The sequence below is a fragment of the Haloarcula sp. CBA1129 genome (assembly GCF_008729015.1).
Taxonomy (GTDB): Archaea; Halobacteriota; Halobacteria; order Halobacteriales; family Haloarculaceae; genus Haloarcula.
In genome coordinates, this window is the sequence record NZ_RKSM01000001.1 from 2,188,841 (window position 1) to 2,214,893 (window position 26,053).

Genomic DNA, 26,053 nt, shown 5'->3' on the forward strand with positions numbered 1-26,053 from the left:
CAGCCGACGACAACAGCAACACACTGCCGTCACCGAGCATTGTGGGGGCGTCAGTCATGAACGTCTCTGTGGCGTCGAACTCATGGTAAGTGGAGAGAGATTCTACTTAATATTTCCGAATGATAATACACGTTTATCTAGGTCACGGGTTCTGAGCCCCACGGTCTCCGCTGTCCGACCGGGGACTCGTGATACCCAGTGAACTCCATCCCGGACGCTACAGGCTTGTGACGAGTGGTGTCCAGACTCGTACCGGAGGGTTTTACGACCGGGCGGACCACCCCCCGGACGTATGACCGACGAGTACCGGACAGAGCAGGACAGCCTCGGTGAGATGCAGGTGCCAGCCGACGCGTACTGGGGCGCACAGACACAGCGCGCCGTCGAGAACTTCCCGATCAGCGACGTGACGTTCGGACGGCGGTTCATCCGAGCACTCGGCGTCGTGAAGAAGGCGGCCGCGCAGGCGAACCGCGACCTCGAAACGATTCCGGCAGACAAGGCGGACTGTATCATCGAAGCCGCCGACGAGGTCATCGCCGGCGAGCACGACGACCAGTTCCCCGTCGATGTGTTCCAGACCGGGTCGGGTACGTCGTCGAACATGAACGCCAACGAGGTCATCTCGAACCGCGCCACGGAACTGTACGGCGGCGAGGTCGGGACCCGCGAGATTCACCCGAACGACCACGTCAACTTCGGCCAGTCCAGCAACGACGTGATTCCGACGGCGATGCACGTCGCGTCGCTAGAGGCCGTCGAGAAGGACGTGATTCCCGGCCTGAAGACGCTGCGTGACGAACTCGAAGCCAAAGAAGACGAGTTCGACAACGTCGTCAAGACCGGTCGGACCCACCTCCAAGACGCGACCCCGGTGACGCTGGGACAGGAGTTCTCCGGCTACCGCACGCAGGTCGAAAAAGGTATTTCCCGCGTGCAGGACGTCCACGGCCGCCTCGCCGAACTCGCACTCGGCGGAACCGCAGTCGGGACCGGCCTCAACACCCATCCCGAGTTCCCGGAAAAGGCCGCTGCGTACATCAGCGAAGAGACCGATCTCAGCTTCCGCGAGGCGGACAACCACTTCGAGGCACAGGCCGCCCACGACGCGATGTCAGAAGCCCACGGTGCGCTTCGAACCGTCGCTGGTTCGCTGAACAAGATCGCCAACGACCTCCGCCTGCTCGCCTCCGGCCCACGCAACGGCCTCGGCGAGATCGACCAGCCGGAGAACCAGCCCGGCTCCTCGATTATGCCCGGCAAGATCAACCCCGTCGTCGCCGAAGCGGTCAATCAGGTCCACAAGCAAGTCGTCGGCAACGACGCCGCCGTGTCAGCCGGTGCGGCGGAGGGGCAGATCGACCTGAACCTCTACAAGCCCGTGCTGGCCTCGAACTTCCTGCAGTCGGCCAAGCTCATCGCCAACAGCAGCGCGGTGTTCGGCGAGAAGTTCGTCGCCAAACTGGAGGCCGATGCCGACCACTGCGCCGAGCGCGTCGAGCAGAGCATGGCGCTGGCGACGGCGCTCAACCCCGCCATCGGCTACGACAAGGCGAGCAAGGTCGCGAAGAAGGCGCTCGACGAGGAAAAGACCATCCGCGAGGTCGTCCTCGAAGAGGGGTATCTCGACGAGGACGAGGTCGACGACGTGCTCGACCCCGAGAAGATGACGAAGCGTGGGATTCTGGGCGAGGAGTAGCGAGGGGCGCGAACGAAGCGAGGGGCGTGAACGGAGTGAGCGGCCCTCGAAATTGCGAACGGCGAACGAAGTGACCCGTGAGCAGCGAGCGGCCCTCGAAATTGCGAACGGGGAGCCGTGGAATAGCGAGGGCGCTCGTGTCGAACAGGCACGCGAGAGTGTGCCCGAGCGCGGCAGCGACGCTGGCAGTCGTCCCGCTCTCAGACCTGTGGCTCGTCGTTGAGGACGTAACGGCTCTCGGGATAGCGCTCCCCGCCGATTTCGGTCTCGCTTTCGTCGACGAACTCGAACCCGAACTGCTCGTAGAACTCGGCCCCCGGTTCGTTCGCCGAGAGGACCATCGCGTTGACCCGGTCGATATCGTGCTCGAACAGTTCCGTGCAGGTCCGTTCTAGTAGGGCCCGGCCAATTCCCTCCCGGCGGTAGTCTGGATGGACGTACAGTCGGAGAATATACCCCACGCGATCGGTTTCGTGCCACGTCGCGTGTGCGAACCCGACGACGCGCTCCTCGCGTTCGAAGACGAGCAGGAGAGTCTGTGATTCGACCAGTTCCGATTCGATTTGCTCGGGCGAATACCAGTCGCCGACGCCGTCTTCAACTGTTTCCTGAGTGAGGCGAGGGTAATCCGTCTCCCAAGCCGCCGACGCCACCTGATTGATGGCCGTTACATCGCCCGGAGTTGCCAGTCTGACTGTCATATGCAAACATATGTCATAGTCTGTGATATGTTTTCCCCGCCCGAGGAGGGTTAAATGTCAGGTCACGCCATGACAGTCGAGTTCGAGCGGCTGAACCGACTCTTAGCCATTCTTGATCCACAGTCTGTCACTCATTGCTAGTCATTCGGTGAGCCACGCCGGCCGCTCTGCTGTCGTCTCGCCGATATCCTCGTACCAGAAGCTGTATTCGACAATACGGGCTTCGGTACGGTACCAGACGCTGAATCGGCGGACGAGGCCATCAGGTTCGACTAGCAGTTCGATTCGGAACGCCGCCAACCGTTCTGTGGTCGGAATCTCGCCACCGGACCCGCGAATCCGGTAGGCCCGACTGCTGTCGCTCGTAACGACGGCCGTAGCACTCTGGTTGACCACAGCGTAGCGATTCAAGTAGAACGCCGTCCGGTAGGCGTACTTGTCGCGACTGAATCGGACCTCGCCACGCTGGCGCTCGACGGTGCCGCCGTCCCGTCGCTCGTACCAGTTGGAGCCATCGGCATAGGTCGACTGTTCGTACCGCTCGACGGTCCCGTTCGAGTCGGTCGTCACTCTGACCATCTCGTCACGGTACCGCGTCGGTGATTCGACGGCGACAGTCTCTTCGCGCCGGACGGAACTGCTGTCGTTCCCGATTGCGAACTCGCTGTAGCGTTCGTTCAGGGTGTAGGTGGTGCCGTTGAGCGCCTGCCGGTGGGCGGCCGACAGGAGCGCGACGTTTTCGAGCCGTTCCATAGTCACGCCGGGCGGTGGGTCCAGCGTCGTTGCCGTGTCCGACTCCGCTGCTGTCGGGACCGGGGCCGGCGTGACGGTGCCCCGGTCGACGGTGTCAGCACCGACAAAGGCGTTACAGCCGGCTGTCAGGAGAAGGACGACCACCGCAGCTGTCGACAGCCAGCGCATACTGACAGTGAGGGAGACACGGCCAAAAGCACGGCGGCGAGGGCGGGAAGGGTGCGTTTTTTGGCCCCCGGTCCCGGACACCTCGACAATGACTGAGTACGACTACGAGGAGCTGGGGCTCGTCGCCGGTCTGGAGATCCATCAGCAACTCGATACCGCGACGAAACTGTTCTGTGACTGTCCGACAACGATCCGCGAACCCGAAGAGAGCGGGCGCTCCTTTACTCGCTATCTGCACCCGACCAAGAGCGAGCTCGGGGAGATCGACGAGGCGGCGCTTGAGGAAAGCATGGTCGACCGGGAGTTCGAGTATCTGGCCTACGACACGACCTGTCTCGTCGAGGAGGACGACGAACCACCCCATCGGGTCGACCGCGAGGCGATGGAGACGACGCTGGAAATCGCCCAGCTACTGGATATGTCCGTCGTCGATCAGGTGAACGTCATGCGAAAGATCGTCGTCGACGGCTCGAACACCACTGGGTTCCAGCGCTCGATGCTGGTCGCTAACGACGGGGCCATCGAGACGAGCGCCGGCCCGGTCGGTATCGAGGACATGCTACTGGAGGAGGAGTCCTGCCAGCGAGTCGAGGAAACCGACGACGGGGTCCGCTTCTCGCTGGACCGCCTCGGCATTCCGCTGATCGAAATCGGGACGAAGCCGGACATCAGTTCGCCCGAGCAGGCCCGCGAGGCCGCCGAGCGAATCGGGATGCTGCTGCGTTCGACGGGTAAGGTCAAGCGCGGCCTCGGGACCATCCGGCAGGACGTGAATGTCTCCATCGAGGAGGGCGCGCGCATCGAACTGAAGGGCGTCCAGAGCCTCGACGACATCGACGACCTCGTCCGCAACGAGGTCCGTCGGCAGGTCGAACTGCTCGACATCGCCGAGGAACTCGCCGAGCGCGACGCCGCAATCGGCGAGCCACAGGACGTAACTGGGGTATTCGAGGACACGGACTCTGGCGTCATCGAAGGCGCGCTCTCCTCGGGCGGGACGGTTCAGGGGCTTCTGCTCGAAGGGTTCGACGGGCTCGTCGGCCGCGAAATCCAGCCGGACCGGCGGCTCGGGACGGAACTGTCCGACCACGCCAAGCGCCACGGCGCGGGCGGCATCTTCCACACCGACGAACTCCCGGCCTACGGCGTCACCGAGGCGGAAGTCGAGGCGCTGCGGGACGCCGTCGGGGCGGGTCCCGAGGACGCCGTCGCCATCGTCGCCGACGACCCGGAGACCGCCGAACTGGCTATCGATGCCGTCGCCGAGCGGGCCGAAACGTCGCTCGAAGGCGTGCCCGAGGAGACCCGCGATGCGAACGAGGACGCCACGTCGAGATACCTTCGGCCGCTCCCCGGCGCGGCGCGGATGTACCCCGAGACGGACGTGCCACCCGTCGAGCCGGACGTAACCGAAGTCGAAACTCCGGAACTGCTCACCGAGAAGGTCGACCGATACGTCAGCGAGTTCGACCTCGGTTCCGGCCTCGCCGAGCAGGTCGCCTACGGCCAGCAGTGGCCGCTGTTCGAGGCGCTGGTGGCGGGTGAGGGCGTCGACCCGACGCTGGCCGCCGGGACGCTGGAGTCGACGCTGACCGAACTCCGCCGCGACGATGTGCCTGTCGAGAACCTCACGGACGAGCACTTGCAGGGAGCGATTCTGCTGGTCGACGGTGGGGACGTACCGCGTGAGGGAATGGAGGACCTGCTGACAGCACTCGCCGAGACCCCGTCGCTGACGGCCGAGGAAGCCGTCGAACAGGAGGGACTGGGTGGCGTCGACGAGTCGGAGGTCCGGGACGCCGTTGTCGGCGTCGTCGAGCGCCACGAGGACCAGATCGCTGAGGAAGGTATGGGGGCGTTCTCGGCGCTGATGGGCGAGTGCATGGGCGCGCTCCGGGGCAAGGCCGACGGCGATACAGTTAGTGACGTGTTGCGTTCGGAGATACAGAAGCGGGCTTAATTGCTCCGTTCGGGGTGTAAGGAAGCGATATCGACGGTGTTCGATGACAGGCCGTCACCGCTCGTCGACAGGTCGTGTTCGATTGTCGACTCAAGCAGCGGGACGAGCGCTGGCGCGTTCGGCCCAATGTCGACGATATCTTCCGACTGGTTGTACCGGACGACACCGGCATCGACTAGCCGCGGAAGGTGGTTGTGATAGAGGGCTGTATAAATCCGGAGTCGCTCGTCGCGGGACTGTTCGGCCGGTGTTCCGTGTTCGAATTCGGTCACTGTGTCCGTGAGCACGGCCAGTGAAACTGGCGTCGTGTACTGTGAAAGCCCGTACAGGAGGTACCGCCGGTAGTGCGACGACAGGAGCGACAGCCGGTCGTCCAGTGGCAGCGAGTCCGGGATTTCGGTGTGTTGCGTGTTCATTTTAGTTGTGTTGCTGGGTGGGGACGTTAGGGGATCATTTCGGAGCAGTTCGAACGCTACTGTACCACAGTACGCTCATGTTCAAGTTCGTCGGCCAAGTCTGCGGTATCGGTAAGGCGGCTAACACGGTCGGTGACGCGGTGAACCGTTCCATTCCGCGTACAGGGGGCGACGTGCTGGAGGTCATCGCCAACGTATTCGGCGAGGGCAAGTGTCGGCAGCGTGATGACGCTGACCGACTCGTCGGAAACCATGTTCGTCACTGGGTGCTGCCAGTCGAAAGCGTCAAGCGAGGCGTCAGTGTCGCGCTCCCACTGTCTAAACATGGAAAGCTGCTCCAACAGGTGTCGACCCTCCGCAGTCCGCTGTGCGAGTCGCGGTTCGATCCGGCGACCCCAGATAACTATCGACAGGTCCTCGATACGGCCCGCCTCCTCGAGAGCCTGTAACCGGTCAAGCACGTAGCTCTGTTGTTGCAGTGCATCTTCCGGACAAAGGGACCGGACGAACAGTTCGACGCGAACTGGGTTGGCAGTGGAATCCATAGTGCGGTGGTGAGTGTCCTGTGGGCCGCTACAGCGGTAACTGTCCTAAGCACTCTCTCTAGGCCCCTAGAATAAACCGGGGTGAGTCGGCGTCATGGATGATATATCCGGGCGGATCGGTAATTGGTTAGTATGTGAATATCTGGTGGTTGTTCTGCCAAGTGTTCGTTCAAACCAGCCCGAATATCGCCCCCAAGTCCCGTCTCTCCACAGTATTCACCGTAGGCGTGTGTCCCAACCAAATATTACTATTCTAACTAGACACCGGCCGTTAAGTAGCTTGCCGACACACTGAGCGCATGGTCCCGAGTATCATGGATGGCCATGATGTCCCAGCCCTGTACGGGCCAGCCATCGATACACTACCCCTCATGGTTGCGATTGTAGATGCGTCCGGGGTGATTCTCTCGACGAACGAGGCGTGGAGCGAGTTCGGCCGGGCAAACGGAACAGAGCTGACACCGAAGACGCTGGGCGTGAACTACCTTGACATCGCCGACATGGCGGACGCCATGACCGGGCAACAGGCAGCCGACGGAATCAGGGCCGTTCTCGCCGGCGAGCAATCCTCGTTCGAACTCGAATACCCGTGTCACACCCCGTCGACGAAACGGTGGTTCCGGTTGTACGTCGCCCCGTTCACCATCGATGGGGCGACGTATGCGTCTATCGCACATATCGATATCACACAGCGGAAGCAACGAGAGGCGACGCTCGAAGCGGCCAACGACATCTGTACCGACGCGAACCGGACGTTCACGGAACAGCTCAACGCGCTGCTAGAACTCGGCTGTGAGACGCTCGAAACGTCGTTTGGGACGCTCTCCCAGACCCACGGCGACGAATACGTGTTCGAGGCGGTCACCGCACCCCCGACTGTCGACCTCGAAGCGGGCAGAACGGCCAGCATCGAGTCCCTCCCGAACTGCAGACACGTCGTCGAACACCGAGAACCGCTCGCGATCAGCGATGTTGAAGCAGAAGCGCCAGACCTCGCTGACCCGGAGTGGGGAATTGCGAGCTACATCGGCGCACCCGTTGTTGTCGACGGGGCCGTGTACGGGACGTTCTGCTTCTATGGGCTGGAACCGCGCGAGACGGTGTTCACGCAGTGGGACCTGACGTTCGTCCGGTTGCTCTCGGACTGGGCGGGCTACGAACTCGAACGACAGCGCCACACGGAACAGCGCAATGCGTTGAACACTGCCCTCCCAGACCCCAGTTTCATCATTGATGCGGAAGGGCGGTTCCTCGACTGCCTGACCGACCCCGAGACGATGCTGACGGTAGACGATACGGACACGCTTGTCGGCCAGACGCTACACGAATTCTTCCCCGACGACACTGCGGATTCGCTACTGGAGACCGTTCGTACGGCCCTCCGAACCGGGCTGTTTCAGTCCGTGGAGTACAGTCTGCAAGTTCCCGGTGGCAAGCGGTGGTTCGAGGCGCGAGTCGCGCCGCTCGAAAGTCGCGCGTACGACCTCGATACCGTCATCTTCGTCGCTCGAGATATCACCGCTCACAAAGAGCGCCAAGCCGAGCTCGAACGACAGCGTGATGAACTCGAACAGGCACAGCGACTCAACGTACTGGGCAGAGAGATAGCGAAGGCGCTCCAAGACACACAGACCCGCGAGGAAATCGAATCGGCAGTGTGTACACATCTCACCGAGTCGGACCTGTACCAAGCCGTGTGGGCCGGGAGCCGCGGGAGTGCCACGAGGATAGCACTGGGTGCCGCCGCCGGGATTGACACAGCAACGCCGGAGCATATTTCCCCCGGCGAGCACAGCCTCGCCAGAGACGCCATCGACACCGGCGAGGTGCAGGTCGTCGAGGATATCGCTGACCTGTCGACGCCCTCGGACACCAAGAGAGACCGGCCACTAATCGCAGACCGCTGCTCCGTCGCGGCAGTTCCTCTGACTACTGGCGAAACCACATACGGCGTGTTGATGGTGTATGCATCGACCGAAGCGACGATTGGCTGTCGTGAATCGGACATCCTAGCAGATCTAGGGCGACTCATCGCGCTTTCCATCCAGCGCGTCCACAGTCAGCAGTCACTGCTGGCGGCGACGACCGTCGAGCTAGAGTTCCTGACGCCGGATTCCGACGATATCTTCGCCAGCCTCTCCGCGATGCTGGACTGTTCGTTCACGCTTGAACGGCGCGTCCCGACCAGTTCCGGGAGCTGCCTCCACTACGTTCGCGTCAGCGGTGGAGACACTGACCGGGTGTGTCAGGCGCTCACTGAGGTGCCGTCGGTCGAGTCCTGTGCCGTCGTGGAAACGGCGGCGGAGAACCGAGCACCTCTGCTCGAAGTCACGCTCAACGAGATAGCCGCATCGCCGTTTGACACGCTCACAGATTACGGCGGGGCCGTGCGGCGGGCCGTCGCAGCGGACGGTGACCTGCGGTTCGCAACAGAGATGGCACCGGATATCAACGTTCGCGCCGTCGTTGAGGCGATTCAGGAGGTAGCGCCCGGGACAGAACTGCGGAGCAAGCAGTACGTCGATCAGCCGGTCTCGACGGTGACGGACTTCCAGACACAGATACGCGACCGGCTGACGCCGAAACAGGCCGCCGCGCTCAAGACTGCCTATGCACGCGGCTACTACGACTGGCCGCGAGGGAGTTCCGCCGAGGAGCTGGCTGAGACACTCGATATCTCCGCGCCGACCTTACACTACCGTCTGCGGAAGGCCCACGACGCCGTCATCGGCGCGCTGTTCGGCTCGGGAACCGGATCCGAGAAACTCGACTGAATCCTAATCGTCTTCGGCCCGCTCGATGCGCTGTCGGGCTTGCCGGAACAGGCCGCGAAGCGTCTTCGTCTCTCGACCGGTCGGTTGCGCACGCCCGAGCACCCGCCGGAACAGCCGCCGGGCCTTGTGCTGTTTCTCTTCGGGGTGACCAATAGTGCCGAGGAAGCGGTCGAACTCCTCGTGTAATCCCTCGACGGCCGGCGTCTCGGCGAGGGTGTGCAGTTCCTCGGGATGCTGGGTCTCGTCGACAGTTAGCTCGCGGAGTTCATAGAGAACGATGGTAGCCGCCTGTCCGAGATTCAACACCGGGTACGACGCGCTGGCCGGGATAGAACAGATGACGTCCAGCCGTGCGAGCTCGTCGTTTGAGAGTCCGACCCGCTCGCGGCCGAAGACGACGCAGATGTCGCCCTCGACGTCCCGGAGCGAGTCAGCCAAGTCGGCCGGCGTCGTCGCCGGATACCGGACGTGGTTGGCCGGGTCCTCGTTGGTCGTCGCCGTACAGGCGACGGTGTGGTAATTCTCGACGATCTCGTCGAACGTCACTGTCCGGGCGTTCGGGAGGATGTCGTCACGGGCCTGTCCAGCAAAGCCGTATGCCTCGCCGTCAGGGTCCAACTCCGGCGGATCGACCAACAGCAGCTCCGACAGGTCGAAGTTCTTCATCGACCGGGCGATGGTGCCGACGTTACCCGGCGTCTCCGCGTCGACGACGGCGACCGATATCATACGTCCAGATCGCTGAGGTCCATATCAATCGTGTCGAGGTCCGCCTCGTCCATCTGCTCGACCTCCTCTTCGAGTCCCGGAATCGCTTCGTCCCTGTCGGGGGCCTCCGGCAGTGCTGTCGGGTCCTCGTCGACGTGTTCGAGGCCGACGTACGACTCGGGGGCGCGGTTCCCATCGAGGAACCACTCGTGGAAGGCCGATGCGAGGTCCGGATCGCCAGCGTAGGCCTCACCCCCTTCCTCACGGAACCAGTAGATGAAGTCCGTCTCGTGGTCCGAACAGACGACCACCTCGCCCATCGGCTCCCCGTAAATAGCATCCGCGACGTTGCACTGCTCGATGTCTTCGTCGCCGTGAATCAGCCAGCAGGCGTCACAGGGGTCGACAACCCGCTCTGCGAGTACCAGCAATCGCTGACGGATCTCCGGTTCCATCGTCTTGAGGGGGCGGACCCGTCCGTCCGGCCCGAGCACGTCCTCGTCGAAGCGCCAGCCACGGAGTCCGATATTGACCTTGCTCATAGCTCAAAGTCGGAGAGTCCCGGACTAAAAGAGCGCGATATGCCGGGCACCCGAGGCCAGTCCGTCCGCGCTCCATCATCGTCGCAGAGCGAGAACGGGGTGTGCCGGTCGGTTACACCCATCGCTCGCCCGAAACATAGACCGTTCTAGCTAAATTCAACATGATTATTCCATCTAGCATTCACAGCTGGCATCAAAATCAGGCAAAACCGTCGGTGTCGCCCAAACATTTATAAGTGATTGGCTTTTCTCCGTAAAAGAACACATGGAACGGCCGACGCGCCAGCGGGATTCTGACCAGGAGGAACGCGAGGAGGAGTCCGAGAGCACGGGCCAGCAGACCTGTCCCGAGTGTGAGTCGGAGTCCATATCTAGCGACGGCGGTGGTGAACTCGTCTGCGAGGACTGTGGCCTCGTCATCGAGGACGAGAACATCGACCGCGGGCCGGAGTGGCGGGCGTTCAATCACTCCGAACGCCAGTCCAAGTCACGCGTCGGAGCCCCCACGACCCAGACGATGCACGACAAGGGGCTGACCACACAGATCGACTGGAAGGACAAGGACGCCTACGGTCGGTCGCTCTCCTCGGAGAAGCGGAGCCAGATGCACCGCCTCCGGAAATGGCAGGAGCGCATCCGAACCAAGGACGCCGGCGAGCGGAACCTGCAGTTCGCGCTGTCAGAGATCGACCGCATGGCGAGCGCACTCGGTGTCCCCCGGTCGGTCCGGGAGGTTGCCTCGGTCATCTACCGACGGGCGCTCAACGAGGACCTCATCCGCGGTCGCTCCATCGAGGGCGTCGCCACGGCCTGCCTGTACGCGGCCTGTCGACAGGAAGGCATCCCCCGCAGTCTGGAAGAAGTCTCGGATGTCTCTCGGGTCGAGCAGAAGGAAATCGGGCGGACGTATCGCTACGTCGCTCAGGAACTCGAACTGAAGATGGAACCGGTCGACCCCAAGCAGTACGTCCCGCGGTTTGCCTCCGAACTGGAACTCTCCGAGGAAGTCCAGTCCAAGGCCAACGAAATCATCGACACGACCGCCGAGCAGGGCCTGCTCTCGGGGAAATCACCGACCGGCTACGCCGCCGCAGCCATCTACGCCGCCTCGCTGCTCTGTAACGAAAAGAAGACACAGCGCGAGGTCGCTGACGTGGCTCAGGTGACAGAAGTCACCATCCGGAACCGGTATCAGGAGCAGATCGAAGCGATGGGCATCCACTGACTGGGCGCGGTTGCGTTCTTCTACCGTAGTATAGCCGCCGTTTACTATGTGGTGCTGCCAACGATAGCACGACTCGGGCGGTCGTTACAGGTGTGGTAACAAGCAACGTGTAGAGCTATCTGTCTGGACAGCGAACTGTCGGTATGCCTGTCTCCCCATCACAGAAACGGCTCGCACTGCTCGTCATCGGACTGGTGGTCCTCTTTGCACCCGCGCTGTTTGTCGTCGCCACACTGGAGTTTCTCATCCTGTCCGGCGACCTCGCGCTCAGCGAGATCTCGCTCTTGGAGTTCCTCGAACTCTATCTCATCGACCTGTTGCTGTTCGTCCTGCTCGGTTACGGTGTCTACCGGCTGACGTTCTGGCTGATCAAAGACCAGCTTCCGGAAGCACTCGATACCGTAGACGAGACCGAGGCAGCCGACGCGACTGACGAGGCAGAGACCAGCGGGACCGTCAGTAAGGAGAGCCCCTGACTGGCCACCGCTGTTGTCGGATAAGCGTATCACTCACACAAAACGAGGCCGTTCGCAACGCCGAGCGGCGTTCACTGCTCGCGGGTCGTTCCGCCCCGTCGTCGGGCGGCGATACCGTCCGACTGCCTGTGGGACCTCCGCTCCCGCTCCGCTCGCATTTTCGAGAGCCTTCGAAGGCTCTCGCTAGTCCCCTGCCACCGCCGTCGACTCCTCGGCAGTGTCACCGACTGAGCCGAGGTCTATCATCGCCAGCAAGGCGATGACGCCGAAGCCGACTTTCGTGACCACGTCGAGGTACACAATCACGAGTGTCGCAGTTTCGACATCCATCAGTCCCAGTCCTGCCGCACCGAGCAGCCACACGACCGGGTACACCAGCCAGAGAACGACGACGAAGTTCCGGAGCGTGCGGTACAGGCTGATCTCGATGTCGGACAGGGTCGACTTCGCAGCCACCGCGATATTCCGATAGAGGAGGTAGATGACACCGCCGAACAGTGTCGCGCCGACCGCGAACAACGCGTAGTTGACCGGCGATGGCGTGACCGCGCCGGCGAACCCGAAGACGATAGTCAACGCCTGCAGGACGACGAGTTTCACCGTGTCCTTCTGGCTCGCGCCGGCGAGTAGCGCCAAGAACCAGACGTTGAGCGGCGTCGTCAACAGCCAATCAATGTACCGAATCACGTACACCGTGTGGCCATCGCTCTGTATCGACCCAAAACCAAGCGCCATCAGAGCGTAGGCGACGATTGCGATACCCGGAATCGCGATCAGCAGCAGATACCGCTTCCGTACCTCTTCGGGGACGAGCGTGTAGCCGTACGCCAGCACCGCCGTCCCGAGCAGTTCACCCAGTAGTCCCAGCGTGAACCAAGTCGTTATCGTTGCCATTGTTAGTCGTCCCCCACCGCAGCCGTGCTGTCGGCGTCTGTGCCGGCCGAGCTCTCGACCGTAAAGCGAGCCAGTAGCGATTCGAGGTCGTCAGCACGCTGTCGGAGTTCCGTCGCGGAGTCCGACACTTCGTCGATAGACGCGGACTGGTCCTGTGCCGCGCCGGCCACGGTATCGGCTTCCGTCGCCGTCTGCTGACTGATCGTCGTCAGGTCGTCGATGGTCCCCATCACGTCCTGTGCAGTCCGGGCCTGCTCCTCGGTCGCCCGGTCGATCTCCTGAATGCCGGTGTCGACCTCTTCCGTGTACTCGACGATTGTCTCCAGCGCGTCGACGGTCTCCTCGACTGTCGAGACGCCTTCGGTGATCCGGGTACTGGTCGATTCCATCGTTTCGACCGTGTCGCCGGCCTGTTCCTGAATGGCTTCGATGCGCTGTTCGATGTCGGCGGCGGCCTCCTTGGTCTCCTCTGCGAGACCCTTGATCTCGTCTGCGACGACGGCAAAGCCTTCACCGTCACCGTCGGCGTGGGCGGCCTCGATGGAGGCGTTCAGCGCGAGCATGTTCGTCTGCTCGACAATGCTCGTGATGACACCGACGATCTCGCCGATCTCGTCGAGTTCGTCGTCGAGCGCGTTGATCTCCTCGACGGTCTCGCCGGTCTCGTCCTCGATGGCGCTCATCTCCGCGATAGCCTCTTGGGCGGCTTCGCGGCCGTCCTCGCCGACGTCAGCGGCTGACTGGGACGTATCAGCAACCTGTTGAGCGGAGGAGGCGACCTGCTGGGCGGTCGCCGAGAGGTTCTGCATCTCGGCGGCCGCCGATTCAAGCCCCTCGTTTTGCTCAGTCGTGCCCTCGAAAATCTCGTTTATCGACTTCGACACCTGCTTGCTGGCCCGGTCGACTCGTTCCGCGTTCGAGTTGACACGGTCGCTTGACTGGATGACGTTCGCCGCGAACGCCTTCATGTCGGCGATAGTGTCTTCGAGCGCGTCCAGCGTCGTGTTGATGTCCTCACCGACCTCCGCCATCGCGTCGTTCATACTGTCGGTGTCTACCCGTGCGGTAAGGTCGCCGTTGGCGGCGGCGTCGAGCGCGTCGCTGTACTGCTGGGCCTTGAGTTCGAGGTGGCCGGTCAGCGCCTCCATCTCGTTGCGTTCGGATTCGACGTCCTCGCGGGCCGCCTGTGCCTGCTCTTTGGCCTCCTCGGCTTCCTGCTTGGCAGTTTCGGCTTCGGATATCTGTGTCCGGAGGTTCGTCCGCATATTGTCGAAGGCCGCGTACAGCGTTCCGAACTCGTCTTCTCGCGACGTATCGAGATCGACATCGAGGTTGCCCCCCGCCATCGCTTCGGCCTTCACTGAAAGCCGCCGCAGCGAGGCGATCGTGTTCCCACCAATCGTGACCCCGATGAGCCCGAGGTTGACGACGGCAAGTAGGATAAGCCCGATGAGGTCGGAGTTGATCTGGTCGCTCAGAGCGTAAGCGACCTCCGGGTCAGAATGGACCATAACGACCCAGTCCTGCGATTCGAGGCGGGTCAGCCCCATCAACATACTCTCTGTTTCGTGGAATGCACTCTGTCCGGATTCAAGCGTGCCCAGTGGGTCCGAGTCCATCTGGGAAATCGGAGCCGTCGACCCGATCATCGAGTGGTTAGGGTGTGAAACGAACTCGCCGTCAGTGTTGACGACCGTCGTAAATGACCCATCGCGCTGGTTCGATATCTGGTCGGCCTTCTCCCGGAGGTCTACCATATACACGAGCGCTCTGTCCTCGTCTCCGGGGACTGGTGAAACGACAGCAACTATCGGGTGGTCAACGACCGAGACGGAGAACGGCTCCGTCACGTGGGTGTCGTCGGGACTGTCGAACTGCGGCGGGTCCGTAGCGAACGGCGCCCCCTGCTCGGCAGCGTTGACCCCGATGAAATCCCGGTTCGAACTGGCGCGGATCTCGTTGGTCTCAGTGTCGAAGTAGTGCACTGCGACGACACCGGGCGGCAGCTCCTCGTTAGACCGTAACGCCTCCAGTCGTTGCTGTTTCTCCGTGTTGGTTCCGTCGGTGAATACGGGGAGTCGCGATACTGACCGGGCATCCCGGCGCGATGTTGTCAGCCAATCGTCTAGCTGTGCGGCCTGCGTCTCTGACAGCGCTGTGATGTCGTCCGCCACGTCTTCTTCGAGAGTGGCGGACGCCTGCACGCTTGTCAGGACTCCAGCAGCGATAATGATAATTATCGCGAATGAAAGCGCTAACCCGAGCCTAGCAGCGTAACTGCCAGCGATAACACTCGGGAGCGGCGAGTCCCTATCTGGTTCCATCATCCGGTGCTACGCAAACGTGCTAATAAAGGGTTGTTGCGCAATTTTCACCGATGATAAACACTGCCGCTAATTGTGGAAACCCATCGCCTCAGCACGGCTACCGCTGGTTAGTTCTGTTGTTCGGAGGACACCTTCCGCAGTCACCGATGTACGGACCGGCCTGACTCGTTCGCTACCGGTGATATCACTCCACGTCCCACGATATGTTGGCACCCGTATTCGGGCCCGCTCAGTCCGTGGGGAAAGGTTTTCCCGATACCACCTGACGCATATCCCAATGCGTGCTGTACGATTCCACGAATACGGCGGGGCGGACGTGCTCCGCGTCGACGACATCGAACGACCGACACCAGACCCCGACGAGGTCCTGCTCGAAGTCGAGGCAGCCGCGGTCAATCCGGTCGATACGTACTTCCGGACTGGCGGCTACGAACCGGGCGAACTGCCCTGGACACCCGGCTCCGACTGTGCCGGGACCATCGTTGCGACCGGAGAGAACGTCGCTACCTTCGCCGAGGGCGACCGGGCGTTCGCGACCGGGCTGGGAAACTGGCTTCAGGGGACCTGCGCGGAGTATGTCACCGTTCCCGAGTCACATCTGGCGCACCTCCCCGAGGGGGTGTCAGCCGAAGCGGGGGCGGCCGCCGCGCTGGTCGGCGTCACCGCTTGGCAGACGCTCGTCGACACCTGCTCGCTGGAGCCGGCCGAGCGGGCGCTGATTCACGGCGGGAGCGGCGGTGTGGGCCACGTTGCGGTCCAGTTGGCTGCGGCGAACGGAGCGCAGGTCACCACGACCGCGTCGCCGACCTACCACGACCAACTGGCCGACCTCGGCGCGGACGACGTGTTCGACTACGCCCGGGACGACCTCGCCGACGCAGTGGGCGGCGCGGGCGCGCCGGACGTGATTCTCGACCACCGTCTCGACGATTACCTCGCCTTTGACGCCGAGGTGGCTGCGCAGGGCGCTCGAATCGCCGCCATCGGCAACACTGACCCCGCGGCGACCTTCGAGAACGTCCCGCGCTGTCGAGCGAAGGCCCTCAGCGTCCACCACGTCTCGATGTTCAACACGCCCGATTTCGGCGCAGTGCTTGGCCGGCTCGCGACGCTCATGGCCGATAACGATCTGACGCCCGTCGTCGCTCGGCGGTACGACCTCGACGAAGTCCCGTCCGCCCACGAAGCCGTGTTGAACGACAGCTTCCTCGGCAAACTCGTCGTCACCCCGTAGCCCAGCCGGCGCGATAGGGCCACCGTCAGTTCTCCGACTGCGAATTCTCGGGAATGGGCCTTTATACCATTGCCATCCGTTAGCATACGCATGTCAGTGGAATTTAATTTCGACGGCGAGGTGGCACTGATTACGGGCATCGGCGGAGCGTTGGGGAGTGCGGTCGCAAACGCCTTCCTCGAAGCCGGAGCGACCGTCTGTGGGAGCGACATCATCGAACCGAACACCGAGGACTTCCTGCTGTCAGACCCCGACAGCGTGGATTTCTACCAGGCAGACTTCAGCGACGAGGCCGCCGTTGCCGAGACCATCGAGACAGTCATCGACGAACACGGCCGACTGGACTACCTGCTGAACATCGTCGGGACGTGGCGCGGCGACACACCGATTCACGAGACGGACGCGGACACGTTCGATTTCCTGTTCGATGTGAATCTGAAGACGATGTTTCTGGCGTCGAAACACGCGATTCCGCACTTGCGGGAGGGCGAGGGCTCAATCGTTTCCGTCTCTGCACGGACATCACTTCAGGGCGGTGACGGCGACGGCATCTACCGGGCGTCGAAAGCCGGCGTCCGACTCCTGACCGAGACCATCGCGGAAGAGAACGCCGGGACAGTGCGAGCAAACGCTGTCATGCCGAGTGTGATTGACACCCCGATGAACCGCGAGATGATGCCCGACGCCGACTTCGAGACGTGGGTCGACCCGAAAGACATCGCCGACGTACTGCTGTTCCTCTGTTCCGACGCCGCAGCCGTGACCAGTGGTGCGGCCGTTCCGGTGTACGGCGAGGTCTGACCCCGATTGCTATCCAGCCTCGTGAATACTGTCTGTGTCCTGATATTATCGGATGGTATTGCGAACCTGAATCACGGTGGTTTTTATACCCCAAAAGAATATGCCGCATCACAATGAGTGACAGAGAAACGTGGGCCTCACGGCTCGGGTTCATTCTCGCAGCAATCGGTAGCGCAGTCGGCCTCGGAAACATCTGGCAGTTCCCGTTCAAGACCGCGACAAACGGCGGCGCAGTGTTTCTCGTCTTTTACCTCGTCGCCGTATTGCTCATCGGCTTCCCGGCAATGCTGGCAGAATTCATCATCGGGCGGCGAACGAACCGCAATGCCGTCGACGCGTTCGCGGAACTCGGGTTCAAGCAGTGGCGGGTCGTCGGTGGCCTGGGCGTCTTTACCGGGTTCTGGATTCTCTCGTATTACAACGTCGTCGGAGGGTGGGTCATGCGGTATATCCTCGGCAGTGCGACGGGGGCATACTTCGGAAACTCCGCGGAGTACTTCGGTGCCATCTCCAGTGGTCCGGAGGCCGTCGTCGGGCAGGCGTTGTTCCTGCTAGTCTGTGTCGGCATCGTCGCAGTGGGTGTCGAAGACGGTATCGAGAAGGCGACAAAGGTGATGGTTCCCAGTATTGTGATCCTCATGGTCGGGATGGCGGCCTGGGTCACCACACTCGAAGGAGCCGGGGCAGGCTACAGCTACTTCCTCTCACCGGACTTCTCGACGCTGGCGGCAAACGCAGGTGACCTGATCCCGTTCGCAGTTGGACAGGCGTTTTTCACCCTCTCGCTGGGGATGGCAGCCATGATTACTTACTCGTCGTACATCGGTGACGACGAAAGCCTCCCTGTTGATGGTGGTATCATCGTCGTGACGAACACGCTCGTCGGTGTGCTGGCTGGGCTTGTCGTGTTCCCGATCCTCTTCGCGATCAACGTCAGTCCCGACACCAGCGGCCCGTCGGCCATCTTCGTCGCGATGGCGTCGGCGTTCCCACAGCTCCCCGGGGGGCGACTCCTCGGCGTCGTGTTCTTCGGCGTTGTCCTCATCGCGGCGATCTCCTCTGCGATCAGCCTGCTAGAGGTTGCAGTCTCCTACGGCATTGACAACACGTCATACTCGCGGGTGCAGCTGTCAGCAATGCTTGGGGTTGTGCTGTTCGCCTTGGGCTTCCCATCAGCCTGGGACCTAGCGTGGTTCGGCTGGTTCGACACGCTCGCGTACAAGCTGTTCCTCCCGCTGTCGGTGCTGCTCATCCTAGTGTTCGTCGGCTGGGTTCTCTCCTCCAATGCGGTTGCCGAGCTCCGACAAGGGACGGGTGGGCTTCGAGCGTTCGGTCCGACTTGGCTCTGGATGGTCCGAACGGTGGTCATCCTCGGCGTCATCCTGACGCTGGCTCTCGGACTGCAGACGCTGTTCCTCGCCGAGGACCCGGCGATCATCCCGCCGATATAAGCGACACGGCCATCGGTTTCTCGCGGATTCGGACCGCCTTTGCCACAGTTTTGGTGACCGACCGGTGTAGGCAGTCGTCGCGGAAAATAGTCACGTAGTCTGACAGGAATCCAGACAACGTTTTACGGGTGCGTTTTCAGCCGTGGCAGTCTGCATAAACAGGACAGTAGGACGGCGAATTGAGTGGGTTGGGGTACCGGAAGTCAGGACTCGCGCCATTTGTGGCCGCACTCGATGCAGGTGAACAGTCGAACCTCGTAGGAACCGCCCGGCTTCGGCAGCATCTCGTAGTAAGCCCGGTCGCTGTCACAGCCGTCCGCCGGACAGGACTCCTGCATTGTCTCGGTGGAGCGCTGGGTCGCGTCGGCCACAGCGGGTGCCCCGTCGTCGCGCTGTCCGTTCTGAATCGCCATCGCCGCCTCCGCTTGCGAGTCCCGCGACTCCTCGTTCTCACAGGAGCGACACAGCCATGTATCGCCCTCCGTGTGCATCATCGAACCACACTCGTCACAGAATTGCATATAAAGTGCGAATACACGGTTGTCGGATATATGTGTTAAGTTCCGATCTGTCGTGAGTTGCAGGCAGCCGCGCATGCTGACTGTCCTGACCAGTGTAGACTGTAAGCGGGTCCAGAGCTATGACACCATAGCAGACCGCCTCAGTCGGACTCGAACCCGCGCGGTTCGTCCGCGATGCCGAGACTCTCGGACACGGTGTCAGCCTCGTCAGCGGTGTCCGAGAGTAGCGCGTGGATATCGACCGACTCGCTGCCAAGCACCGCGAACCCGGTGAAGATGGTCAGAAAGCCCGCCACTGCGGTCGGAGTGATTGCCTCGCCGAGTACGGCCCACCCGCCGAGCGTCGACACGACGGGAACGACGTAGAAGATGAGGTTGGCCTGAATTGCGCCAGTGACATCGAGCAGACCGAAGTAGGCGATGTAAGCGATTGCCCCAGCGAAGATACCGACGTACAGCAGGGCCGCTATCGCGGTCGGAGACCAGACCGCCGTGGCAAGCGACTCGCCCATGCCGACGCTCAGCGCGTGACAGAACGCGGCGGCGACGGGGAGCGCCCACGCGGTCCGGACCGTACTCGACAGGCCGCCGCCGGACCACCTGATGAGGACGCTGCCCAGCGCGGCGCTGGTCGCGCCAGCGAACAGGATGAGTTTCCCGATGCCCCCGCTCAGGAGCATCGCCGGGTCGGGGCTGACGACGAGGCCGACGCCGAGCAGGCCGATAACCATCCCGAGGCCGCCCCGAGCCGAAAGCCGTTCGTCGGAGAGCAGGAGAGCGGCGAACACCGGCGTCAGTATCGGGTTGAGGCTGAAGATGATGGCGGCGACCGCGCTAGTGGCGGACTGCTGGCCCACGAATATCAGTGCGTTTGCGAGGCCAAGCGCGAACAGGCCCGTCGAGAGGATCGCCAGCACATCGCCGCGGGTTTGCGGGAGCAGGTCATCCCGGGACCGCGTCACGACAACGTAGCTGAGGAGCACGACAGCGGCGATGTCGAACCGCAGGGCGACAAACAGAAGCGGCGGGAGATACGACAGGCCAGCCTTCGCGCCGACGAAGGTTCCGCCGAGCAAAACGCTGGCGACCGCAGCGAGGGCGAGGGTCCGGCGCGAAATCATACCGCCACCTCTGATTCTAATTCTGATATGACCGCACGACCGACGGAGAGAACGTGTAGAGAAACCGGAGTCATCGTACTCTACAGTATGGGATTGGGGATTATAGTCCCGTTTAGAAAATCTTACATAATGCGAAACTGCCGAACACCCGTGGTGGATGTTCACGGTGTGAAATTATTTCACACTGTGAAAGCGCTTTACTATGGACTCCCTAACGCGGCGGTATGGAATCGGCGCTCGAAGAGATCGAGTTCCTCGCGCTCTCGTCGAACCGGGTCGAGGTGCTACGGCTCCTAGCGGCGGAGCCACACTCACGCGGGGAACTCGCAACTGAAACCGGCGCGTCACAGGCGACGCTCGGGCGTATCATCGCTGACTTCGAAGAGCGGTCGTGGATTCGCCGGACAGGTGGCGAGTACGTCGCGACGGCGACGGGCCGCATCGTCGCCGACGGCTTTACCGACCTGCTCGACAGCCTCGAAACCGAGCGGCGACTGCGCGACATCGTCCAGTATCTTCCAACTGATGCGATGGACTTCGATCTGCAGCACTTGGCCGACGCGACAATCACCGTCCCGAGCCAGACACGTCCGAACGCGCCGGTCCAGCGACTGCTCGACTTGCTTCGAGACGCCGAGACGGTCCGGACGTTTTCCCACGCGTTCAACGACCAAGCGATCCGGGTCGTACAGAAGCGTGTCAGCGCCGGCGAACAGCGGTTTTCAGGCGTGTTCTCGCCCGGCGCAATCGACGCGCTGGCGGCGGACGACCGGCTCCGAAGCCAACTCGAATCGCTACGTGCCGAACCGGACGCGTCACTCCGGGTTCGGAACGACGGCGTGCCACTCGCCGTAATGATCGCTGATGATGTGGTCCATCTGCTGTTGCGCGACGGCAACGGCGTCCTGCAGGCATCGCTCGAATCGACTGCGCCAGCCGTTCACGAGTGGGCCGTCGAGACGTTCGACACCTACTGGGAGTCCGCGGACCCGCTCTCGGCCGAGCGGTCGCTGTAACGTTGTGTTGCAAGTCGCCGGAACGGTACCGCTAGAGAGAGCAGCTGAGGCGCAGTTACCGAACCAGATACGGGTCCTCGCCCGGCATGAACCGGCCGAGGTCCGCCTCCCGGCGATAGTCCGTTTCCAACAGCGCCGTCAGCGCGTCGACGAGGGCTTCCTCATCGTCGTCAGTCCACTCCGCGGGCTCCTTGATAGGGAAGACAAGCCAGCCGCTCCCGACGACTTCGGTCGCGTGGCGTGCGTCCATGTCTATCGACTCGGTCGGCTCCGATGTCGTGTTCGCGAACACGTGTCGGGTGGCGCGCTCGCCGACGGGCAAGAGTACGTGGGCGGTGATGGCCCGGAGTTCCGTGTCGAACAGCGGCTCGAAGTCGTCGTAGTCCGTCTCTGTCGGCGGGTCGCCGCCGCACATGTACAGATACGACAGATACGTCTTCTCGACAGTCGGCGGCGTACCGGCTTCGGCCAGCAGTCCGGCCGCGACGAGGGCCCGCTGGAGACGCTCGCCCGCAGCGTTGTCGGTAAACGGGATGCCGGATGTCGCGCCACCGTGGACGCCGGGGTGGTCACCGATGACGTGGAAGTGGGCGTTGGCGTCGCCGTACCCCGGCACGAACGGCTCACACGGCGCATCGAAGCCGAAGGGGTTGTGCTGGCGGGCCGTGACGTTCTTCACGCCCGGTAGCAACAGGCCGTCGCTCAAAACTCCGCCGGTTTCGGATATCGAATACGAGAAATAATGGTTAAGTTTGATAACGCTTTTCTCGGATGCCCGCAAGGAGTCGGATATGCTCCGGTCCGGGAGAAGTGATATCGCGTGAGCCACGATGACCGTGTCGAGGACCTTCGAGAACGGAAAGCCGAAGCCGAGCGGGGTGGTGGCGAGGAACGAATCGAGGCGCAACACGACCGCGGGAAACTCACCGCGCGTGAGCGCATCGATTACTTCCTCGACGACGACACCTTCGTCGAGATCGACTCGCTCCGTGAACACCGCTCGACGAACTTCGACATGGCCGAGAAGAAGGTACCCGGCGACGGCGTCGTCGTCGGCTACGGGAAAGTCGACGGCCGCCGGGTGTACGTCTTCGCCCACGATTTCACCGTCTTCGGCGGGTCACTGGGCGAGGCGTTCGCACAGAAGGTCTGTAAGGTGATGGACAAGGCCATCGAGACGGGCGCACCCATCATCGGCCTGAACGACTCCGCCGGCGCGCGGATTCAGGAGGGCATCGACTCGCTGGCGGGCTACGCCGACATCTTCCACCGCAATCAGCAGGCCAGCGGTGTCGTCCCACAGATTTCGGCCATTATGGGGCCGTGTGCCGGCGGCGCGGTGTACTCCCCTTCGATCACGGACTTCATCTACATGGTCGAGGAGACCAGCCACATGTTCATCACCGGCCCCGATGTCATCGAGACGGTGACCGGCGAGGAGGTCGGCTTCGACGAACTCGGCGGCGCGAAGACCCACGCCTCCGAGTCCGGGGTGGCCCATTTCACGGCCGCCGACGAGAAGGACGCGATGGACGACATCCGCTACCTGCTGTCGTATCTCCCCCAGAACAACGTCGAGGACCCGCCACGGGTCAAACCATGGGACGACCCCGAGCGCCGGGACGAGGAACTGAAGACGGCTGTGCCCAACGCGCCACAGAAGCCCTACGACATGACGGACGTCGTCGGCCGCATCGTCGACGAGGACTCCTTCTTCGAGGTCGCCGAGGACTTCGCGCGCAACATCGTCATCGGGTTCGCCCGCATGGACGGCCACAGCGTCGGCGTCGTCGGCAATCAGCCGCGGGTCAACGCCGGGACGCTCGACATCAACGCCTCGCGGAAGGGCGCTCGCTTCGTCCGGTTCTGTGACGCGTTCAACATCCCGATTCTCACGTTCGTCGACGTGCCCGGGTTCATGCCCGGCAAGGATCAAGAGCGCAACGCCATCATCAATCACGGCGCAAAGCTCCTGTACGCCTACTCCGAGGCCACCGTCCCGCTGGTGACCGTCATCACGCGGAAGGCATACGGCGGGGCCTACGACGTGATGGCGTCGAAACACATCGGCGCGGACATGAACTACGCTTGGCCCACCGCCGAAATCGCCGTGATGGGGCCGAAGGGTGCGGTGAACGTCCTCTACGACGACGAGCTGGAGGACGCCGATGACGTGGAGGCCCGCCGGCAGCAACTCATCGACGAGTACCGCGACGCCTTCGCGAACCCCTACACGGCGGCCGAGCGCGGCTTCGTCGACGACGTCATCGAACCCCAAGAGACCCGCCCGCGGCTCATCAACGATCTGGACCTGCTCCGGGGGAAACGCAAGGACCAGCCCGACCGCAAGCACGGCAACATCCCGCTGTAACGATGGCCGCTGACACAGACTCGGCTGTCGATGCCGAACTGGTCGCGGAGATCGCTGCACAGCTCGACGACGCCTCGACGGACGAGGCGGCTGCCATCGCCGTCGCTGTCGGCGCACACCTCACTGACCGCCAGCGCGCGGCCGCAGCGGCCGCAGCGGCCGCGGCAGCAGACAGCGAGGACTCCTGGGACGGCAAGCAGTGGTCCTTCTCCGGGCGCGTCGAAGCCACGCAAAAGCGGTCCGTTCGGGTCCGTTCGGACGCGCCAACCGACCCTTGGAGCGCCGCCGGCCGGACCGAACGGTTCTAACCGCCGATAGTTCTTCTGTCAGTTGAACGGCGACGCCCTGTCTGGATTTGCGGGCATGTCCCATACTAACATGATTATATATGTAAGATTGCCGCTATCTGCGCATAGTTTTATGGGCCGACTCTCAGTATGGGCGCGTATGTTCGATAAGGTGCTCGTCGCTAATCGCGGGGAGATTGCGGTGCGCGTGATGCGCGCATGCGAGGAGTTGGGCATCGGTACAGTGGCCGTCTACTCTGACGCCGACAAGCACGCCGGCCATGTCCGGTACGCGGACGAGGCATACAACGTCGGCCCGGCCCGAGCCGCCGACTCCTATCTCGATCAGGAAGCGATTATCGACGCTGCCAAACAGGCGGACGCGGACGCCATCCATCCGGGGTACGGCTTCCTCGCCGAAAACGCCGACTTCGCCGAGCGCGTACAGGACACGGAGGGTATCACTTGGGTCGGCCCCGAGAGCGAGTCGATGGAGGCACTGGGCGAGAAGACGAAGGCCCGCAAAATCATGCAGTCGGCCGACGTGCCTATCGTCCCCGGAACGACCGACCCGGTCGAGGACCCCGAGGAAGTCGTCGAGTTCGGGGAGGAGAACGGCTTCCCAGTGGCAATCAAGGCCGAGGGCGGTGGTGGCGGCCGCGGGATGAAAATCGTCCACGACCCCGAGGAAGCCGAGGAGCAACTCGAAAGCGCAAAGCGGGAGGGCGAGGCGTACTTCTCGAACGATTCGGTGTATCTCGAACGCTATCTGGAGAATCCCCGCCACATCGAGGTTCAGATTATCGCCGACCACCACGGCAACGTCCGGCATCTGGGCGAGCGTGACTGCTCGCTCCAGCGACGCCACCAGAAGGTCATCGAGGAAGGCCCCTCGCCGGCCCTGAACGACGCCCTCCGCGAGCAAATCGGCGATGCTGCCCGCCGCGGTGTCCGTGAGTCGGACTACTACAACGCCGGGACCGTCGAGTTCCTCGTCGAAGAGGACACCGACCGCGAGCAGGGTGAACTGCTCGGTGAGGACGCGAACTTCTACTTCCTAGAGGTCAACACCCGAATCCAAGTGGAGCACTGCGTCACCGAGGAGATCACCGGTATTGACATCGTCAAGTGGCAGCTTCGGGTGGCGATGGACGAGGAGATTACCTTCGATCAAGACGACGTGGAGATCGAGGGCCACGCGATGGAGTTCCGCATCAACGCCGAGAACGCCGCCGACGACTTCGCGCCCGCGACGGGTGGCAGCCTCGACACGTACGACCCGCCGGGCGGCATCGGCGTTCGCCTCGACGACGCGCTCCGGCAGGGCGACGACCTCGTCACCGACTACGACTCGATGATCGCGAAGCTCATCACCTACGGCGGGGACCGCGAGGAGTGTATCGAGCGCGGGAAGCGGGCGCTCAAGGACTTCGACATCGACGGCATCCCAACCGTCATTCCGTTCCACCGCCTGATGCTCACCGACGAGAAGTTCGTCGGCGGCACGCACACCACGAAGTACCTCGACGAGCAACTCGACCGAACGCGCGTCGAGGAAGCGCAGGAGAAGTGGGGCACGGTCACTGAATCCGGCGGCGACGATGACGAGGAGGTCGTCGAGCGCGAATTTACTGTCGAGGTCAACGGCAAGCGCTTCCAAGTCGACCTCGAAGAGCGCGGCGCGCCCCCAATCAACGTCGGGGACGTGGACGCTGACGGCGGGAGCCAGCCACAGCGGCCACAGGGTGGCAGCAGTTCCGACAGCGGCGGCGGCAGTGCCTCCACCGCCGAGGGGCAGGAAGTCACCGCGGAGATGCAGGGGACGATTCTGGAGGTCAACGTCGAGGAAGGCGACGAGGTCGAGGCCGGTGACGTGCTCTGTGTGCTCGAAGCGATGAAGATGGAAAACGACATCGTCGCCGAACGCGGCGGCACTGTCAATGACGTGGCCGTCAGCGAGGGCGAATCCGTCGACATGGGCGACTTGCTGTTCGTGGTTGGGTGAGTTAGCGGACTGACCACTACGCTCTGCAGGCACCTTTTATTCCGGCCGGTCGAAGCCC

The 26,053-nt window shown here is 62.8% G+C and carries 23 protein-coding genes; 12 read left to right on the plus strand and 11 right to left on the minus strand.

The genetic code is table 11. The annotated features are described in order from the left end of the window. Positions 1 to 292 precede the first annotated feature (292 nt). On the plus strand, positions 293 to 1,699 hold the full coding sequence (locus tag Har1129_RS10995; protein ID WP_151100687.1) for a class II fumarate hydratase: 1,407 nt from the start codon (positions 293 to 295) through the stop codon (positions 1,697 to 1,699). 200 nt (positions 1,700 to 1,899) lie between these two features. On the opposite strand, the gene Har1129_RS11000 is transcribed toward Har1129_RS10995, so the two are convergent. Further along, positions 1,900 to 2,400 carry a GNAT family N-acetyltransferase gene (locus Har1129_RS11000; protein ID WP_151100688.1) on the minus strand — a complete coding sequence of 167 codons (501 nt, stop codon included), beginning with the start codon at positions 2,398 to 2,400 and terminating at the stop codon, positions 1,900 to 1,902. A 141-nt stretch (positions 2,401 to 2,541) separates the two neighbouring features. Continuing rightward, on the minus strand, positions 2,542 to 3,321 hold the full coding sequence (locus Har1129_RS11005; RefSeq protein ID WP_151100689.1) for a hypothetical protein: 780 nt from the start codon (positions 3,319 to 3,321) through the stop codon (positions 2,542 to 2,544). 88 nt (positions 3,322 to 3,409) lie between these two features. On the opposite strand from Har1129_RS11005, the gene gatE reads away from it, so the two are divergent. Continuing rightward, the gene (gene gatE / locus Har1129_RS11010; protein ID WP_151100690.1) at positions 3,410 to 5,281 is read left to right on the plus strand and encodes a Glu-tRNA(Gln) amidotransferase subunit GatE; all 1,872 of its coding nucleotides are present in this window, start codon (positions 3,410 to 3,412) and stop codon (positions 5,279 to 5,281) included. Here the strand turns inward: gatE and Har1129_RS11015 are convergent. Both Har1129_RS11015 and Har1129_RS11020 read right to left on the minus strand, forming a co-directional pair. After that, a complete protein-coding gene (locus tag Har1129_RS11015; protein ID WP_151100691.1) occupies positions 5,278 to 5,697 on the minus strand; it encodes a hypothetical protein in 420 nt (139 codons plus the stop codon). The genes gatE and Har1129_RS11015 overlap by 4 nt on opposite strands. Before the next feature lie 56 nt (positions 5,698 to 5,753). Beyond that, positions 5,754 to 6,242, minus strand: a complete 489-nt coding sequence (locus Har1129_RS11020; RefSeq protein WP_151100692.1) for an HTH domain-containing protein — start codon at positions 6,240 to 6,242, stop codon at positions 5,754 to 5,756. A gap of 299 nt (positions 6,243 to 6,541) precedes the next feature. Here Har1129_RS11020 and Har1129_RS11025 point away from each other — a divergent pair, with 299 nt between their 5' ends. Further along, positions 6,542 to 9,016, plus strand: a complete 2,475-nt coding sequence (locus Har1129_RS11025; RefSeq protein ID WP_151100693.1) for a bacterio-opsin activator domain-containing protein — start codon at positions 6,542 to 6,544, stop codon at positions 9,014 to 9,016. 3 nt (positions 9,017 to 9,019) lie between these two features. Here the strand turns inward: Har1129_RS11025 and Har1129_RS11030 are convergent, their stop codons facing one another. After that, positions 9,020 to 9,745 carry an RNA methyltransferase gene (locus Har1129_RS11030; RefSeq protein ID WP_151100694.1) on the minus strand — a complete coding sequence of 242 codons (726 nt, stop codon included), beginning with the start codon at positions 9,743 to 9,745 and terminating at the stop codon, positions 9,020 to 9,022. Further along, positions 9,742 to 10,266: a hypothetical protein gene (locus Har1129_RS11035; protein ID WP_151100695.1), complete on the minus strand. Its 525-nt coding sequence runs from the start codon at positions 10,264 to 10,266 to the stop codon at positions 9,742 to 9,744. Before Har1129_RS11035 ends, Har1129_RS11030 begins: the two co-directional genes overlap by 4 nt. Before the next feature lie 265 nt (positions 10,267 to 10,531). Between Har1129_RS11035 and Har1129_RS11040 the strand changes: the two genes are divergently transcribed. Then, positions 10,532 to 11,491 carry a transcription initiation factor IIB family protein gene (locus Har1129_RS11040; RefSeq protein WP_008310442.1) on the plus strand — a complete coding sequence of 320 codons (960 nt, stop codon included), beginning with the start codon at positions 10,532 to 10,534 and terminating at the stop codon, positions 11,489 to 11,491. A gap of 143 nt (positions 11,492 to 11,634) precedes the next feature. Then, positions 11,635 to 11,967 carry a hypothetical protein gene (locus tag Har1129_RS11045; RefSeq protein WP_151100696.1) on the plus strand — a complete coding sequence of 111 codons (333 nt, stop codon included), beginning with the start codon at positions 11,635 to 11,637 and terminating at the stop codon, positions 11,965 to 11,967. Between the two features lie 183 nt (positions 11,968 to 12,150). Here the strand turns inward: Har1129_RS11045 and sop2 are convergent, their stop codons facing one another. Beyond that, entirely contained in the window at positions 12,151 to 12,861 is a 711-nt protein-coding gene (gene sop2 / locus Har1129_RS11050) for a sensory rhodopsin II (RefSeq protein ID WP_151100697.1), read from the minus strand. 2 nt (positions 12,862 to 12,863) lie between these two features. Then, positions 12,864 to 15,065 carry a methyl-accepting chemotaxis protein gene (locus tag Har1129_RS11055; RefSeq protein WP_151102134.1) on the minus strand — a complete coding sequence of 734 codons (2,202 nt, stop codon included), beginning with the start codon at positions 15,063 to 15,065 and terminating at the stop codon, positions 12,864 to 12,866. A 400-nt stretch (positions 15,066 to 15,465) separates the two neighbouring features. Between Har1129_RS11055 and Har1129_RS11060 the strand changes: the two genes are divergently transcribed. The 3 genes from Har1129_RS11060 to Har1129_RS11070 all read left to right on the plus strand — a co-directional run bounded on the left by Har1129_RS11060 (position 15,466) and on the right by Har1129_RS11070 (position 18,674). Continuing rightward, positions 15,466 to 16,422, plus strand: a complete 957-nt coding sequence (locus Har1129_RS11060) for an NADPH:quinone reductase (RefSeq protein ID WP_151100698.1) — start codon at positions 15,466 to 15,468, stop codon at positions 16,420 to 16,422. Positions 16,423 to 16,512: 90 nt separating this feature from the next. Next, positions 16,513 to 17,223, plus strand: coding sequence for an SDR family oxidoreductase (locus tag Har1129_RS11065; RefSeq protein WP_151100699.1), 711 nt, complete (start codon positions 16,513 to 16,515; stop codon positions 17,221 to 17,223). A 113-nt stretch (positions 17,224 to 17,336) separates the two neighbouring features. Further along, positions 17,337 to 18,674: a sodium-dependent transporter gene (locus Har1129_RS11070; RefSeq protein WP_151100700.1), complete on the plus strand. Its 1,338-nt coding sequence runs from the start codon at positions 17,337 to 17,339 to the stop codon at positions 18,672 to 18,674. 203 nt (positions 18,675 to 18,877) lie between these two features. Here Har1129_RS11070 and Har1129_RS11075 read toward each other — a convergent pair whose 3' ends face one another. Both Har1129_RS11075 and Har1129_RS11080 read right to left on the minus strand, forming a co-directional pair. Beyond that, a complete protein-coding gene (locus tag Har1129_RS11075) occupies positions 18,878 to 19,195 on the minus strand; it encodes an RPA12/RPB9/RPC11 RNA polymerase family protein (protein WP_151100701.1) in 318 nt (105 codons plus the stop codon). Between the two features lie 140 nt (positions 19,196 to 19,335). Further along, positions 19,336 to 20,316, minus strand: coding sequence for a DMT family transporter (locus tag Har1129_RS11080; protein WP_151100702.1), 981 nt, complete (start codon positions 20,314 to 20,316; stop codon positions 19,336 to 19,338). 224 nt (positions 20,317 to 20,540) lie between these two features. Here Har1129_RS11080 and Har1129_RS11085 point away from each other — a divergent pair, with 224 nt between their 5' ends. Further along, the gene (locus tag Har1129_RS11085) at positions 20,541 to 21,332 is read left to right on the plus strand and encodes a winged helix-turn-helix domain-containing protein (protein WP_151100703.1); all 792 of its coding nucleotides are present in this window, start codon (positions 20,541 to 20,543) and stop codon (positions 21,330 to 21,332) included. Between the two features lie 55 nt (positions 21,333 to 21,387). On the opposite strand, the gene Har1129_RS11090 is transcribed toward Har1129_RS11085, so the two are convergent. Then, entirely contained in the window at positions 21,388 to 22,011 is a 624-nt protein-coding gene (locus Har1129_RS11090; RefSeq protein WP_151100704.1) for a uracil-DNA glycosylase family protein, read from the minus strand. A 141-nt stretch (positions 22,012 to 22,152) separates the two neighbouring features. Between Har1129_RS11090 and Har1129_RS11095 the strand changes: the two genes are divergently transcribed. The 3 genes from Har1129_RS11095 to Har1129_RS11105 all read left to right on the plus strand — a co-directional run bounded on the left by Har1129_RS11095 (position 22,153) and on the right by Har1129_RS11105 (position 25,995). After that, positions 22,153 to 23,703 carry an acyl-CoA carboxylase subunit beta gene (locus tag Har1129_RS11095; RefSeq protein ID WP_151100705.1) on the plus strand — a complete coding sequence of 517 codons (1,551 nt, stop codon included), beginning with the start codon at positions 22,153 to 22,155 and terminating at the stop codon, positions 23,701 to 23,703. A 2-nt stretch (positions 23,704 to 23,705) separates the two neighbouring features. Next, positions 23,706 to 24,011 (plus strand): acc operon protein, encoded by a 306-nt coding sequence (locus tag Har1129_RS11100; protein ID WP_151100706.1) that lies wholly within the window; start codon positions 23,706 to 23,708, stop codon positions 24,009 to 24,011. 139 nt (positions 24,012 to 24,150) lie between these two features. After that, on the plus strand, positions 24,151 to 25,995 hold the full coding sequence (locus Har1129_RS11105; RefSeq protein WP_151100707.1) for an acetyl-CoA carboxylase biotin carboxylase subunit: 1,845 nt from the start codon (positions 24,151 to 24,153) through the stop codon (positions 25,993 to 25,995). Positions 25,996 to 26,053 lie beyond the last annotated feature (58 nt).